Below are 12,968 nucleotides of genomic sequence, written 5' to 3'. Positions count from 1 at the left end.
AGAAGTGGAGGCGTCAAGCACCCCCACGATATGCCGCCTTCCCGATTCCCGCCGTCACCAACTTTCGGCGATAGCTCCGCGACGCGTTGCATTTATCAATATCGACATCTCGTTACGGTACAGCATCGAACGCAGCACACGAGCCGGTTGTTGCGTAGTCCCAATTAGCGGTGTTCGCTGCCTCCTGCCAAGCTTGGTATACGTTTGCGAAAATCCACTCATCAAATAGGTTTCTGTTCATTTGGAGTTCGCCTTGGGGCGCTTCTACTTTCACCTACGTGCCGGCGACGAGATTACGCTGGATGAGGAAGGAACAGAGCTACCAGATTTATCTGCCGCTGAGGGTGAGGCCGTATTAGCCGCGCGCGAGCTTCTAGTCGAAGCGATCAAGAGAGGTACACCAGACATGTCGGTGGTTTTGGTCATCGCAGATGAGGTGGGGCGACCGCTCGGTACCGTACCCCTCGCAACCGTTCTGCCGAGGCTCCTAAAGAAGTAGGGCCCCTCAGTTGGCGGTCTGAGCATCATCCCGATAGTGTTGCCGGTCCCGAGGATCCTTATTGCAGATTTATCGGCTTGCCATACGGCAGCGCAGCTATCCAAACTGCTGGATGATGGTCCGACCAACAGCAGCTCGCTCGAGCGAGCGCTGGATCGCGCGCAAGGCTATTTCTTCAGGCGAACGCCCCTTCAATCTCCGATTCGTGATGGCCCGTTTCGCGTCTAGGTACCCCTGCACGACACGTGGAAACAGATCTTCCTTTTAAGGTCGCACGATCAGCCTTGTATCTCGTCTATCCGACCGGCATTCCCGCGGACACGGCTGGCTATCGACGACGTTTAGGCGTCTCGCACCGCCGGATTAGCCAGGGCTGAAGATCAAATAGAGCAGGATCACGGCCACGACGACTGTCGAGCCGATCGACGTGGCGAGAGCCCATACTTGCGTCGGCATCGGACGGCCTCTCCCGATGAAGCTAACGAAGAGACCGCTGGCGCTGGACAGCGATCTCTTGGACCCGCCTGAAGGCGTCTTCGAGATGAAGCCCTTACCCGGGGTCCGCCATAATCAAACGCCGGACTCGCCGCCCTGTGAAGTCAAAAACGATTCGAAGGCCAATGGAACAATTGTGACGTTGCGAGCGCGACACACCTAACGAGCTAGGCCAGCACCGGTGGAGAGTTCTTCCTCGGGCGGAAGCCAACCAATTTGGTATAGAAATGAGCGACAGTGCCTGGCGCACAAGCCGGCGGCTGAATTGTGGGCTATTTCACAATGCTGACATCTGAAGTGAGCTAGATAAGCGTTCGCCAAGGGCCAAATATCGAGTTGCCGGGCAGCAGATGGAACGCAAGCTATCATCTTTGGAGCGGCAGGCTGCCGACGCTCTCCGTCGTGCAAGAAGGTTACCTATTGGCGCGGACCGCAACGACTTACGGCAACTTGCCCGAGGGCTTCTTAGACTGCACCGCAATGGCATGGATGCGTTGATGAACGAACGTAGCGGCAATTGGTTAGAAAAGCCGGTGCTAACTGCCGTATCGCAATGACTCGATGTATCAAACGCCGACATGAGACCGTCGGCTTGAAATGATTGATCCCGACTGAGGCGCTTGCGAAGCCGCAATTGGGATGGTCAAATTGAAAGTGAAAAGCGCGAGCGCAGCCGAGTTTTATCCGTTCCCAAGCGATCAAGGCCATCTCCGGTCACGCGTGATACTGCGCGCATATCCTAACTACGGCTAACCTATTCCGGACCACCGCCTGCGTAGTTTTGTGAGGGGGAACGTGAATTGACTTGGGTCGATATTGCCTACTGCTTAAGTGCACTAGCGTTGTGTCGACTTCGAGGAGGTTCCAATGCGCACTGTGGCTTTGACTATTTTGATGATGGGTATGGTTATGGCAGCAGGGCAAGCCCGGGCTCAGACCTATGATTTTTTGCCTGCACCTGCTGGGCAGGATAGCTACTGCTTGCAAGGACGCATATGGGGTTATCCCGGCAATTGCCAATTCTCCAGCTACGCCCAACGCATGGCTACCGCGAGCGGTACTAACGCCTATCGCGGGGTCAATCCCCAGTATGCGTTCGCGCGCCAGCGGCGCGGCGCCTATCGGGACCTACACTGAGCGGCAGTCAAGCGATATCGCAGCAAGTATTAGCAGTGTGATGAGATTACAGCGCGAATGAATCGAGAAGCTCTTGAAGAGTGCTGTCGGCGCATTAGCGAAGGAGCTCGCATGCGGAGGAAGTCAGCGCAAACGCCAGATTGTGTTGTGCGATTGGCGCGCGCGAAGGACGGCATCGATCTCCACAAAGTCCGTGGTGGACCTGAGCTGCCGAGCGTCGACGCAAGTCCTTGCGCCCATGACGAAACACTTTCTGGATGAGCTCCAGAACGTTCAATCCGCGTCTGGTTACACTGCCGCGGTCGAGCTCGGCGCGTGTTTCCAGAAGCCGTCCGGGTCGAAAAAGATCATCGGCGTGAAATCGGCAGCCGTCTTGGCATACTAGTTCTGTTCCGCATCCTCGAACACCTCGCGGAGAGTGCCACCGCCGCCTTGCGCGCAAACGATACCGGCTCCGCGATTGGGTAATGAGCGCCTCTTCCCGGATGCAATTCTGGAATTACTTGTTATATGCGGTCGCAAAGGGCTGGCGCCGCCGTTACAGTAGCATCGAAATCAAGTAGCCGCGATCAAATCTTGTACGTCAAACGGGGGCGAAGCGGCTGTCGACGGACAGGCCTACAGCGTCGCACGTCACGCGCGCTTCTTCGGCTTCGTCTTCTGCTGCATATAGGACCGCAGCACCGCGTTGACGGCGCTGATAGCCTTCGCCCTCACGCCTGAAGAACTCGAGCACGTCCTCATCGACGCGATGGAGATCGCCTTCTTCGGCGGAATCACGAGCACGGCATCCGACCAACCGACGTCCATGAACTCCTGCCAGTCGGGATCATTCTTGATCGCCGCTTCGATCTCCTCGTTGGTCGGCGCCGCATCCGCATCAGCACGCCTCCAGTCAGTCTTGCCTTCCGGCGATCACCCCATTTTCGCCGCACGATCATTGGATCAAACCATCTCTGCCACCTACTCGTGTCCGTACGTTTGTTTCGTGAAGAACCGATGATTTTGAGAGTGTGACCTATGCAATCGCCCGAACCAAACTGGAGAAGAGGTTCGCCGGCCGCCTCAGGCTGTAATGATCGCGCAGCGTTGTGCCCGTGTAGTCGTGACGGAACAGGCCGCGCTTTCGTAGAATGGGCACAACCTGCTCGGCGAAGATGTCGAATCCACCGGGCAGCCAGAGCGGCATGACGTTGAAACCATCGGCTGCCCCATTCTCGAACCAGGTCTGACCAGGGACATCTCGACGATGCCGAACAGGAGCGCGTTGCCATCAGGCTCGGCAAGTTGGTGCCGCATCCGACCGTCGGGGCGGTCAAGGGTACGTCCTCGATCCTGGAGCGGGACTCGGGCCGGGGCGGTGGCCGCGCCGACCAATGGCATACGGATGTCACGTTCGTCGACGCCTATCCGAAAATCTCGGTGCTGCGCGGCGTGGTGATTCCACCCTACGGCGGCGATACCGTCTGGTCGAACACGGCGGCCGCCTATCTCGACCTGCCGGTGCCGCTGCGCAAGCTCGCCGACGAACTGTGGGCATTCACAGCAACGCCTATGACTATGCCATGCCGTCCTCGAGGCACTGGAGCGGCGCTTCATGCGGTGGAAGGCGCCGATGACGGCGTGAGATCTGGAATCAGGCGCCGCCCGGACGTTCCGAGCGGTGGCCTGCGTCACCACGCTGTTCGGCGGCACATCCTTCGTCAGCCAGACGTTGCTGCTGATGGTCGATCCGCGGCCGATCGTGATGCGGCCGAGGATGGTCGCGCCGGCGTAGATCCGACGTCGTTCTCCACGATCGGATGGCGGTTGTCGCCCCTGATCACATTGCCCTGTCCTCCGTCGGAAAGCGGCGCCTCGAGCTGACCGCCTGATAGATGCAGACATTGTCGCCGATAATGGCCGATCACGACCCCGGTGGAAGAAGCCGGAGCCGAAGCCGATGCCCGGGTGAATATCTATGCCGATCCGCTTGGCTCAATTGAAAACACATGAATTTTGGGTGCTATGTCAGCGATCGATGACATTTATATATGTCATCGAACGCTGACATTTTCGAATTGTCAACGAACGTCGACTTATGCTAAAGTAAGCGAACGTTGACATTTGGAAATCTCATGCTTATACGCACCCCGGCCGAACTCGGCGCCGTCCTTCGCGACCGGCGCAAGAAGCTCAAACTCGATCAATCGACCTTTGCCAAGAGCATTGGCGTCAGCCGCCAATGGGTGATCGAGGTTGAGCACGGTCACGCGCGCGCTGAGCTCGGGCTGATCCTTCGCGCCCTTGACGCCCTGGACATTCGCCTGGATGCGGGCACCGACCAAGCGCCCGCCCGCGGGACCACCAGGCCAGCCGTCGATATCAACGCCATTGTGGCCAAGGCCAGGAAGAAAAAGGCATGACGAGCGAACTTGTTGCTCTGCTAGATGGTCAGGAAATCGGCCGCGTGCGCAATGACGCCCGCGGCCGGCTCACTTTTGTCTATGACAGGGGCTGGCGCCAGGCCGAGGGAGCCCATCCGCTGTCGCTGTCCATGCCGCTCGCGGCCGAAGAGCACGGACCTTCCGCCGTGCAGGCATTCCTCTGGGGACTCCTGCCCGACAACGAGCGCGTGCTCGAACGGTGGGCCAGGAGATTTCAGGTGTCCGCGCGCAACGTGTTTGCCCTTATTTCCCATGTCGGCGAGGACTGCGCGGGTGCCGTTCAGTTCGTCACGCCCGATCGGCTGGAGGCGTTGCGAAACGGTGCTGACGACAAGGTCGAATGGCTTGACGAAACGGCGATCGCCAAACGTCTGCAGACCTTACACGAGGATCACGCCGCCTGGCGGTTGCCGCGCGATACTGGACAATTCAGCCTTGCGGGAGCCCAACCCAAAACCGCGTTGCTTCTACAAAAGGGCAGGTGGGGAATTCCCTCTGGGCGGATTCCGACGACGCATATCCTCAAACCGCCGACCGGCCATTTCGATGGACACGCGGAAAATGAACATATCTGCCTCATACTTGCGCGCAATCTCGGTCTGCCCGTCGCCGACACTCAGGTGATGCATTTCGGAAAGGAAATCGCCATCGTCATCGAGCGCTACGACCGGCAGTTCAGTGGCAACGAGATCGTCCGTGTCCATCAGGAAGATATCTGCCAGGCGCTCGGCATCCTGCCGACCATGAAGTATCAAAACGATGGCGGACCAAGCCCTGCCGATGTGATCGAGCTTTTGCGCACCTACTCCACGGATCGCGTCGCCGACGTTGACACGTTTGTCGAGGCGCTAGGCTTCAATTGGCTGATTGCGGGTACGGATGCTCATGCCAAGAATTATTCGCTGCTGCTGGCCGGAGGCCCTCACGTACGGCTCGCCCCGCTTTACGACATCGCCAGCATTCTTCCCTACGATGACGTCGATCTGCAGAAGATCAAACTCGCGATGAAAATCGGCGGTGATTACAAGCTCAGCCAGATTAATTTGCGCGATTGGCAGAAGTTCGCGCGCGAAACGCGCCTTGATCCTGACAAGGTGATCGCCGGACTCATTTCCATGGCCGAGCAGCTTCCGGATATTGTAGCCACCGTACGGAAGCAAGCGCAGAAAGACGGATTGGACAATGCCATCATCGGGCGTCTCGCCGAGCACCTGATCGCAAGAGCCGGGCAATGCCGTCGACTGCTCGGTGAGGCATAGTTTCCGGCGACGGCCGCCAGCAGCATCATGCTGATCGGCAGCATGGTGCCGATCAGCATGATCGACATGTCGTTGTCGACGCCAATGATGATCATCATCGGCAGCACCAGCATCAGCACCACGGTGATCGGCATCCCGATATAGATGTCGACGTCGACGATGTCAGTGGGGCTCGCGATCCGTGGCAGCCGCGTAGTCGCTGCGGGTAGCATCACCTCGCGGCATTCCTATCAGGGCTCCGGCAAACAGCGATTACTCCTCCGCGGGCTTTTCTAATTCGGCGGGGCGTTTTGGCCCTCATTTTTTGGCACGAACCCTAGGCGAGTATGCAGTCATGACTATCCATTTTGACGAGAGTTCACGCCGCCGCGCGGACGCGTGCCCGCGAAGCAGGCACGACCAGGTTTTCGATAGACGATCTTCCCACAATTGACCGAGCAAAGTTCAGAGAAACCTGCCACCCGCGCGCTATATTGGTGAATTCGGAGATCAGCATTTTGGAAGGCCGCGGGAAGCGTCCGCGGCCTTCTGCTTCGAAAGAGCGATCAGCTCATCGTCGGCATTACGAATTCGGCTCCAGCGCGGATCCCGGTCGGCCACCTTGTCGTGATCGTCTTGAGCTTGGTGTAGAAGCGGACGCCCTCGGGACCATGCATGTGGTGATCTCCGAAGAGGGACGCTTTCCACCCACCGAAAGAGTGGAACGCCATCGGCACCGGGATCGGAACGTTAATGCCAACCATTCCGACCTGAATTTGATGGGCAAACTCGCGCGCCGCGTCACCATCCCTGGTGAAGATGGCGGTGCCGTTGCCAAATTCGTTCTTGTTGATCATCTCCGCTGCATCATCATAGGACTTGGCGCGTGCCACGGCGAGGACGGGACCGAAGATTTCTTCCCTGTAAATTTTCATGTTGGTCGTGACGCGATCAAACAGACTTCCACCGATGAAATATCCCTTCTCGTAGCCCTGACGCCGAAAGTCGCGTCCGTCGACAATCAACTTTGCACCCTCTTCGACGCCGGCGTCGATGTAGCCTCGGACCTTGTCGAGATGTGGCTTCGTCACCAACGGACCCATCTCGGCGTCGGGATCAGTGCCAGGACCGATGTTCAGGGCGCGGACCTTGGGCGCCAGCTTTTCGATCAGCCGTTCGGCCGTGGTATCCCCGATCGGCACGGCCACCGAAATCGCCATGCAGCGTTCGCCGGCGGACCCATAGGCTGCGCCCATCAGCGCGTCGACCGCCTGGTCCATATCGGCGTCCGGCATGACGATCATGTGGTTCTTGGCGCCGCCGAGGGCCTGACAGCGCTTGCCGTGACGCGTGGCGGTCTCATAGATATAGCGGGCAATCGGAGTCGAGCCGACAAAGCTCACCGCGACGATATCCGGATCGGTCAGGATGGCATCGACCGCCTCCTTGTCACCGTGCACGACGTTGAAGACGCCGTCCGGCAGCCCAGCCTCCTTTAGCCATTGCGCGAGGACGAGCGAGGCCGAGGGATCGCGTTCCGACGGCTTGAGGATGAAAGTATTGCCGCAGGCGAGTGCGACCGGAAACATCCACATCGGGACCATCGCCGGAAAATTGAAGGGCGTGATACCGGCGACGACTCCGAGCGGCTGGCGCAAAGAGTGACTGTCGACCCGCGTGCCGACGTTCTCGGTGACCTCTCCCTTGAGAAGCTGCGGTGCACCGGTCGCGAACTCGACGACCTCCATGCCACGCTGGATTTCGCCCTTGGCATCCGAGAGCACCTTGCCGTGCTCGGCGGTGATGACTTCGGCAAGCTGATCGATCCGCTCTTCGATGATCCGTAGAAAGCGGTTGAGAATGCGCGCGCGCCGAAGCGGAGGGGTGTTCGCCCAGGCCGGGAAGGCTTTCCGGGCCGCCGTCACTGCCAGTTGGAGATCTTGCGCCGAAGCGAGTCCAAGCGTTCCGGACTGCTCGCCGGTCGCCGGATTGTAGACGGGTGAAGTGCGGGTGCCCTGGCTCGGCACCAACTCGCCATTGATGAAATTCAGAATAGTCGCGGGCATCGGTCCTCTCCTCCATACGAAGCTTGATCAAGGTCGATATGAAGCGCATAAAAATGCATATCAACGACCGAATTTGCGGCTTCGTTGTGCAGAAAGTGTAGTCAATGGATTGGGAGCGGGTCCGGATATTCCTCGAGGTTGCGCGCGCGGGGCAAATTCTGAAGGCCTCAAAGAACCTGCGCCTGAATCATGCAACGGTCGCTCGCCAGCTCACGGCGCTGGAGCGCAGTCTGAAAACCAAATTGCTCGAAAGGCACACGTCAGGCTGCACCTTGACGGCGTCCGGCGAGGCCCTGCTCGCTGCGGCCGAGCGCGCAGAAAGCGAATTTCTTAAAGTGGGGTCCAGCATCGGAGCGGCGAGCGAGGCGATCACCGGTACGGTGCGGGTCGGCGCGCCGGACGGACTTGGCAACTATTTCCTGGCCGATCGTCTGGGCGCGCTGGCAGCAAACCACCCCGGGCTGGTGATTCAGCTCGTCCCGCTTCCACGGACCTTCTCCTTGTCGAGGCGAGAGGCCGACATCGCAATCACGCTGGAGCGGCCCAAGCAGGGGCGGCTCATCCTGTCAAAATTGACTGATTACACGCTCAGCGTCTACGCGGCGGACACTTACCTTGCACGGGAGGGGCCGGTCAAAACTCAGGCCGAACTTGAGGGGCGGTTGTTCGTCACGCATGTTGAGGATTTCGTCTACAGCCGCGCTTTGGACTACGCATCGGCTCTTGGCCGTCTCATGTCGCGACGCTACGAATGCGGAAGCGTCGTTGCACAGATGGAGGCAGTGCGAGCTGGCCACGGCCTTGGCATTCTTCATGATTACGCTGCCCGGCGTTACCCCGAGCTGACGCGTCTGCTTCCTGACCTCCGCTTCGTTCGAAACTACTGGCTCACCTCGCATCCCGACACGCACGAAACGCGGAGAGTTCAGGAGGTCCATCGCTTCATCGCCGCCTCGGTGAAGGCGGCTAGGTCATCTTTCGAGGCGGGTTGAGCGCCGTCTCTGGTCGCTCGGGTGGTGCTTCTGGGGGCGCTCCCGATCCGGCGCATTCAATGAACGCCCGCAGTGCGGATGACACGAACGCATCCTTCCGATGGATAAAGACGGTTGTCGCTTTGCCGGTGCCATTCGGCAGCGAATGAATTCGGATCAAGCCCTGCCGTTCGGCCTGCTCGGCCACAACACGCGGAATCAGCGAGATGCCGACCGAGGCCGCGACACAGCCGATGATACCGTCAAGCGTTCCCATCTCCATCCAGCGCAGGTCGACGAAGCCACGATGCGCCAAATATTCCGACAAACGCTGCCGGTAGGAGCAGCCTGCGCGGAAAACGATCACCTTCCGGCCGCTTCCACTTGCCAGGAACTTGTTGAGATGTTGAGCGGACGTCACCATCGGTGACGTGATCAGGACCAACTCCTCCTGCACGATCGTTTTGCAGGCGAGTTCGCCATGTGTGATGGGCGCGGAGACGAAGGCTCCATCCAGTTTCCGCGAAATGACGTTGTCGACCAGAATTGCCGTAGGGCCCGTCTCGATCTGAACGTCGACGTCGGGATAGGCGATCGCGTAGTGGGTCAGCAGGGGTGGCAAACGTAAGGCGGCCGTCGTCTCCATCGAACCGATGCGCAGTTCGCCGCTCGGGAAGGCCTCGTCCTTGAGCGCACGATGGGCCTCTGCCAAAAGCTCGCTGATCCGATTGGCGTAAGGAAGCAACCTGCTCCCCATCGAGGTGAGCGTAACACCTTTCTTGGACCGGTGAAAAAGCTGGACACCGAGTTGGACCTCGAGAGCCCGAATCCGCTGCGTCACGTTGGACTGCACCGTGTGGAGGTCGTTTGCCGCGCGGCCGATCCCGCCCGCCATCGCCACCGCCGTAAAGAAATTGAGATCGGTGCTATCCATAGGGTCATCTCCCATAATGATGACCTTCATCAAAAGTAATCACTTTCCCGTTGTCAATGACTGATCTAGCCTTTCCATCGAAAAGGCGGATTGCGCCAGAGCAAAGGACGACAACATGGCTATCAAGACGAGATTGACCGACTTTTTCGGGCTCGAGCACCCGATCGTCCTGGCACCGATGGACCCAGCCTCCGGGGGCGAACTGGCCTCAGCGGTTTCCGCGGCCGGGGCCTTGGGCATGCTGGGCGGCGGTTATGCAAATCGGACCTGGTTCGAAGAGCAGTCGGCCAAGGTGAGCCGCCCAGACGTAGGTTGCGGTTTCATAACCTGGGCGCTGGCGAACGATCCGGGTTTGCTCGATCTGGCCCTACAGCGGCATAACAAGGCGATCATGTTGTCGTTCTCCGATCCCGCGCCGTTTGCACCGAAAGTCAAGCGGGCGGGCGTTCCGCTGATCTGTCAGGTACAAACACTTGAACATGCGAAGAGGGCGATCGATGTCGGGGCCGACGTCGTTATCGCGCAAGGCACCGAAGCAGGTGGCCATGGACTAACGGCGCGCTCGACGATGCCGTTCGTTCCGGCGGTCGCCGACCTGATCTCACAAAGAGCTTCTCGTGTTCTCTTGCTTGCCGCAGGTGGCATTGCCGACGGGCGGGGCGTTGCTGCGGCGCTGATGCTTGGTGCCGACGGCGCGCTGATGGGAACGCGCTTCTGGGCCACACAGGAATCGGTCATCCATCGTAACGCAAAGGAAAAGGTAGTGACGGCCACCGGGGACGAAACGATCCGGACCCGTGTCTATGACGTCGTTCGCAAGAAGGCTTGGCCCGCGGAATACACTGGCCGACTGATGAAGAATGGCTTCATCGAGAAGTGGCACGGCCGAGAAGACGAGTTGCGCAATCTCCAGGAGGCGGAGCTGCAGCGCGTCGAAAAGGCGTGGGTCTCGGGCGACTACGACACGGCCAATGTCACAGTTGGAGAGGGCATCGGCCTGATCAGGGACATTCCGACTGCTGGTGAGCTGGTGAAGCGCATTTCGGCGGAAGCAAGCGCATGTCTTTTGCGATACGCGCCTGCGCAAACTTCGATCGCGGCCTAAGCAAGTCGCCCATTTTCTACGTATTGCCGGGTGGAGACAGCGCGTGCGCTATGGCGCACGCGCCTTGGAAATCACTTGCCCAAAAGGCGAAGGAGATGTTGATGAGCGAACCTAAAGCTGATGCCCGGGCTCCGGGTATCTGGACCGTCGTGCTTGCCTCCAGCGCAGGCACGGTCATAGAGTGGTACGACTTCTATCTGTACGGCAGCCTTGCCGTATTTTTTTCGACTCTTTTCTACCCTTCAAACGACCCCACCGCAGCCCTCCTCGTCAGTGTCGCTACATTTGCAACCGGATTCGTGGTTCGTCCGTTCGGCGCCCTCCTGTTCGGCAGCCTCGGCGACCGGTTGGGGCGCAAGCACACGTTCCTTCTCACCTTGATCTTGATGGGCATTTCGACCACGCTGGTCGGATTCCTCCCGACATATGCGAGCATCGGGTTCGCCGCGCCCATCGCGCTCGTCGTACTGCGCCTCGTCCAGGGGTTGGCGATCGGCGGAGAGTACGGCGGCGCCGCAATTTACGTGGCTGAGCATGCTCCGGCAAATCGTCGCGGCTTCTTCACGAGCTTCATTCAAACCACCGCGACCGTCGGCTTCTTCGTCGCGATACTCGTCGTGCTCGCGTGTCGGCTGTCGCTTGGCGAAGAGGCATTCCGCGCATGGGGATGGCGCATTCCGTTTCTGTTGTCCGCCCTTCTCCTCGTGCTTTCGATCTATCTTCGCCTCAAACTAAGCGAGTCGCCGATTTTCGAGCAGATGCGTCAAGCCGGTAAGGTTTCTCGCGCGCCCGTCCGGGAGAGCTTCGGCACGGGGCAGGGCCTGCGCTATTCGCTCTATGCCCTTTTCGGCGCAACAGCTGGGCTGGGTTGCGTATGGTACACGGGACAGTTCTACGCACTGTACTTCCTACAGAGCGTCCTCAAAATGGACTTCCTAACCGCGAACCTCTGCGTCGCCGTCGCCTTGGCGATCGGAACACCATTGATCGTCGTGATTGGCGCTCTTTCAGACCGCATCGGACGCCGTCCGCTGATAGTTACCGGACTATTGCTTGCTGCAGCCCTCTACATTCCGATCTACACGGGAATTGCGACGGCCGCAGCGGCTCACAACTACATCGTCGTCACGGCTCTTATCCTGGCGCAACTCATCTTTGTTGCGCTCGTCTATGGGCCGAATGCCGCGTTCCTCGTCGAGCTCTTCCCTGCGCGGCTACGATATACCTCGCTGTCACTCCCGTATCATATCGGAACGGGGATATTCGGCGGCTTCGTTCCGCTGATTGGCCTGTCGCTCGTCAGCTACACAGGCAACATTTACGCGGGTCTGATCTATCCCATCGCAATCGCGGTTTTGACCGCGATGGTCAATGTCCTGTGCCTGCCCAGGCCGGCCGCAACCGAACCCTCAGGCGAGCTCGGCGCCGCGCCTGCGGCCGGTCGGCAGGTCGCCTGAAATACGGCAACACGAATGGCGCTCTGACTCGCGAATTCGTGCAACACACCTTGCACGAACTCGCAGCGAGAATTCGCCTCCGACGTGGTATGGTGCCCCATAACATCCTCGTCAACTTTATAGCGCCGGCTAATTTCGCCACCAACATTGGCAGGGTGCAATGCAGGATGCGGCTGTGGAGGCCGTGTTCGCGCGCAATTCGTTGTTGGGCCGCGCCGCCGAAACGGATGAAATCTCCAGCGTAGCACTCTTTCTCGCGTCAGACGCTTCGAGTTATATGGCTGGCACGCAGATTCTGGGTCGATGGTGGAGAGTGCCTCATCGGAGCCTCATGATCCGAGGTGGGCGGCACGATGGCGCTTATCGACATTGCGCCATCCGGCTCTTTCCGCAGGGCGTGTTGCCAACCCTGTACAGAGCGTGTCATTGCAATGAGGGCTCTTCCGACCAAGGGCGAGTAGCTTGCACGGCGAAGCAAGAACCCCTGACGGCAAGGAGTCTTGGGCTCTGTGTTTCGGCATGGAATAAGGACCCCGTTTTCGGGGTGATCGGCATCCAATCGGGGCTCTGACGCATATTCGATGATCGTGATTGTTTTTATGGCGCGCCAATCAGCCTAGCCTGAAGGAGATCGAGCTTA

11 protein-coding genes and 2 pseudogenes are annotated in these 12,968 nt (G+C 59.3%); 9 read left to right on the top strand and 4 right to left on the bottom strand.

Annotated elements, in window-relative coordinates; genetic code table 11:
- Nucleotides 1-241: 241 nt before the first annotated feature.
- The gene (locus tag AC0L3X_RS44895) at nucleotides 242-499 is read left to right on the top strand and encodes a DUF6894 family protein (protein WP_473317500.1); all 258 of its coding nucleotides are present in this window, start codon (nucleotides 242-244) and stop codon (nucleotides 497-499) included.
- Between the two features lie 1,362 nt (nucleotides 500-1,861).
- Nucleotides 1,862-2,131 carry a DUF3551 domain-containing protein gene (locus AC0L3X_RS44890; RefSeq protein WP_439034153.1) on the top strand — a complete coding sequence of 90 codons (270 nt, stop codon included), beginning with the start codon at nucleotides 1,862-1,864 and terminating at the stop codon, nucleotides 2,129-2,131.
- 633 nt (nucleotides 2,132-2,764) lie between these two features.
- Here the strand turns inward: AC0L3X_RS44890 and AC0L3X_RS44885 are convergent.
- The gene (locus AC0L3X_RS44885; protein ID WP_439034154.1) at nucleotides 2,765-2,941 is read right to left on the bottom strand and encodes a hypothetical protein; all 177 of its coding nucleotides are present in this window, start codon (nucleotides 2,939-2,941) and stop codon (nucleotides 2,765-2,767) included.
- A 208-nt stretch (nucleotides 2,942-3,149) separates the two neighbouring features.
- Nucleotides 3,150-3,362, bottom strand: a pseudogene (locus AC0L3X_RS44880) (LLM class flavin-dependent oxidoreductase); the annotation flags it as partial.
- Here AC0L3X_RS44880 and AC0L3X_RS44875 point away from each other — a divergent pair.
- The 3 genes and pseudogenes from AC0L3X_RS44875 to AC0L3X_RS44865 all read left to right on the top strand — a co-directional run.
- Nucleotides 3,362-3,696, top strand: a pseudogene (locus tag AC0L3X_RS44875) (TauD/TfdA dioxygenase family protein); the annotation flags it as partial. The pseudogenes AC0L3X_RS44880 and AC0L3X_RS44875 overlap by 1 nt on opposite strands.
- A gap of 552 nt (nucleotides 3,697-4,248) precedes the next feature.
- Entirely contained in the window at nucleotides 4,249-4,536 is a 288-nt protein-coding gene (locus tag AC0L3X_RS44870) for a helix-turn-helix domain-containing protein (protein ID WP_439034155.1), read from the top strand.
- Nucleotides 4,533-5,816, top strand: coding sequence for a type II toxin-antitoxin system HipA family toxin (locus AC0L3X_RS44865; RefSeq protein WP_439034156.1), 1,284 nt, complete (start codon nucleotides 4,533-4,535; stop codon nucleotides 5,814-5,816). The genes AC0L3X_RS44870 and AC0L3X_RS44865 overlap by 4 nt, the downstream gene beginning before the upstream one ends.
- A gap of 545 nt (nucleotides 5,817-6,361) precedes the next feature.
- Here the strand turns inward: AC0L3X_RS44865 and AC0L3X_RS44860 are convergent.
- Nucleotides 6,362-7,861, bottom strand: a complete 1,500-nt coding sequence (locus AC0L3X_RS44860; RefSeq protein WP_439034157.1) for a CoA-acylating methylmalonate-semialdehyde dehydrogenase — start codon at nucleotides 7,859-7,861, stop codon at nucleotides 6,362-6,364.
- A 104-nt stretch (nucleotides 7,862-7,965) separates the two neighbouring features.
- Here AC0L3X_RS44860 and AC0L3X_RS44855 point away from each other — a divergent pair, with 104 nt between their 5' ends.
- A complete protein-coding gene (locus AC0L3X_RS44855) occupies nucleotides 7,966-8,853 on the top strand; it encodes a LysR family transcriptional regulator (protein ID WP_439034158.1) in 888 nt (295 codons plus the stop codon).
- On the opposite strand, the gene AC0L3X_RS44850 is transcribed toward AC0L3X_RS44855, so the two are convergent.
- Nucleotides 8,828-9,796 carry a LysR family transcriptional regulator gene (locus AC0L3X_RS44850; RefSeq protein ID WP_439034159.1) on the bottom strand — a complete coding sequence of 323 codons (969 nt, stop codon included), beginning with the start codon at nucleotides 9,794-9,796 and terminating at the stop codon, nucleotides 8,828-8,830. The two genes, AC0L3X_RS44855 and AC0L3X_RS44850, sit on opposite strands and share 26 nt — an antisense overlap.
- Nucleotides 9,797-9,881: 85 nt before the next feature.
- Here AC0L3X_RS44850 and AC0L3X_RS44845 point away from each other — a divergent pair, with 85 nt between their 5' ends.
- The 3 genes from AC0L3X_RS44845 to AC0L3X_RS44835 all read left to right on the top strand — a co-directional run bounded on the left by AC0L3X_RS44845 (nucleotide 9,882) and on the right by AC0L3X_RS44835 (nucleotide 12,899).
- Nucleotides 9,882-10,871 (top strand): NAD(P)H-dependent flavin oxidoreductase, encoded by a 990-nt coding sequence (locus AC0L3X_RS44845; protein WP_439034160.1) that lies wholly within the window; start codon nucleotides 9,882-9,884, stop codon nucleotides 10,869-10,871.
- Nucleotides 10,872-10,972: 101 nt separating this feature from the next.
- Entirely contained in the window at nucleotides 10,973-12,328 is a 1,356-nt protein-coding gene (locus AC0L3X_RS44840) for an MFS transporter (protein WP_439034161.1), read from the top strand.
- 160 nt (nucleotides 12,329-12,488) lie between these two features.
- Complete coding sequence (locus AC0L3X_RS44835) at nucleotides 12,489-12,899, top strand: SDR family oxidoreductase (protein ID WP_439034162.1); 411 nt, start codon at nucleotides 12,489-12,491, stop codon at nucleotides 12,897-12,899.
- Nucleotides 12,900-12,968 lie beyond the last annotated feature (69 nt).

It is taken from the genome of Bradyrhizobium sp. MI1.7, from assembly GCF_055811795.1.
Note: the sequence above shows the minus strand (reverse complement) of the source record. Positions and strands in the feature narration are given on the sequence as shown.

Excerpts from the sequence above, each read along its gene's own strand:
- AC0L3X_RS44890 (WP_439034153.1), top strand. The coding sequence starts at position 1,862 with ATGCGCACTGTGGCTTTGACTATTTTGATGATGGGTATGGTTATGGCA.
- AC0L3X_RS44885 (WP_439034154.1), bottom strand. The coding sequence starts at position 2,941 with ATGGACGTCGGTTGGTCGGATGCCGTGCTCGTGATTCCGCCGAAGAAG.
- AC0L3X_RS44870 (WP_439034155.1), top strand. The coding sequence starts at position 4,249 with ATGCTTATACGCACCCCGGCCGAACTCGGCGCCGTCCTTCGCGACCGG.
- AC0L3X_RS44865 (WP_439034156.1), top strand. The coding sequence starts at position 4,533 with ATGACGAGCGAACTTGTTGCTCTGCTAGATGGTCAGGAAATCGGCCGC.
- AC0L3X_RS44860 (WP_439034157.1), bottom strand. The coding sequence starts at position 7,861 with ATGCCCGCGACTATTCTGAATTTCATCAATGGCGAGTTGGTGCCGAGC.
- AC0L3X_RS44855 (WP_439034158.1), top strand. The coding sequence starts at position 7,966 with ATGGATTGGGAGCGGGTCCGGATATTCCTCGAGGTTGCGCGCGCGGGG.
- AC0L3X_RS44850 (WP_439034159.1), bottom strand. The coding sequence starts at position 9,796 with ATGAAGGTCATCATTATGGGAGATGACCCTATGGATAGCACCGATCTC.
- AC0L3X_RS44845 (WP_439034160.1), top strand. The coding sequence starts at position 9,882 with ATGGCTATCAAGACGAGATTGACCGACTTTTTCGGGCTCGAGCACCCG.
- AC0L3X_RS44840 (WP_439034161.1), top strand. The coding sequence starts at position 10,973 with ATGAGCGAACCTAAAGCTGATGCCCGGGCTCCGGGTATCTGGACCGTC.
- AC0L3X_RS44835 (WP_439034162.1), top strand. The coding sequence starts at position 12,489 with ATGCAGGATGCGGCTGTGGAGGCCGTGTTCGCGCGCAATTCGTTGTTG.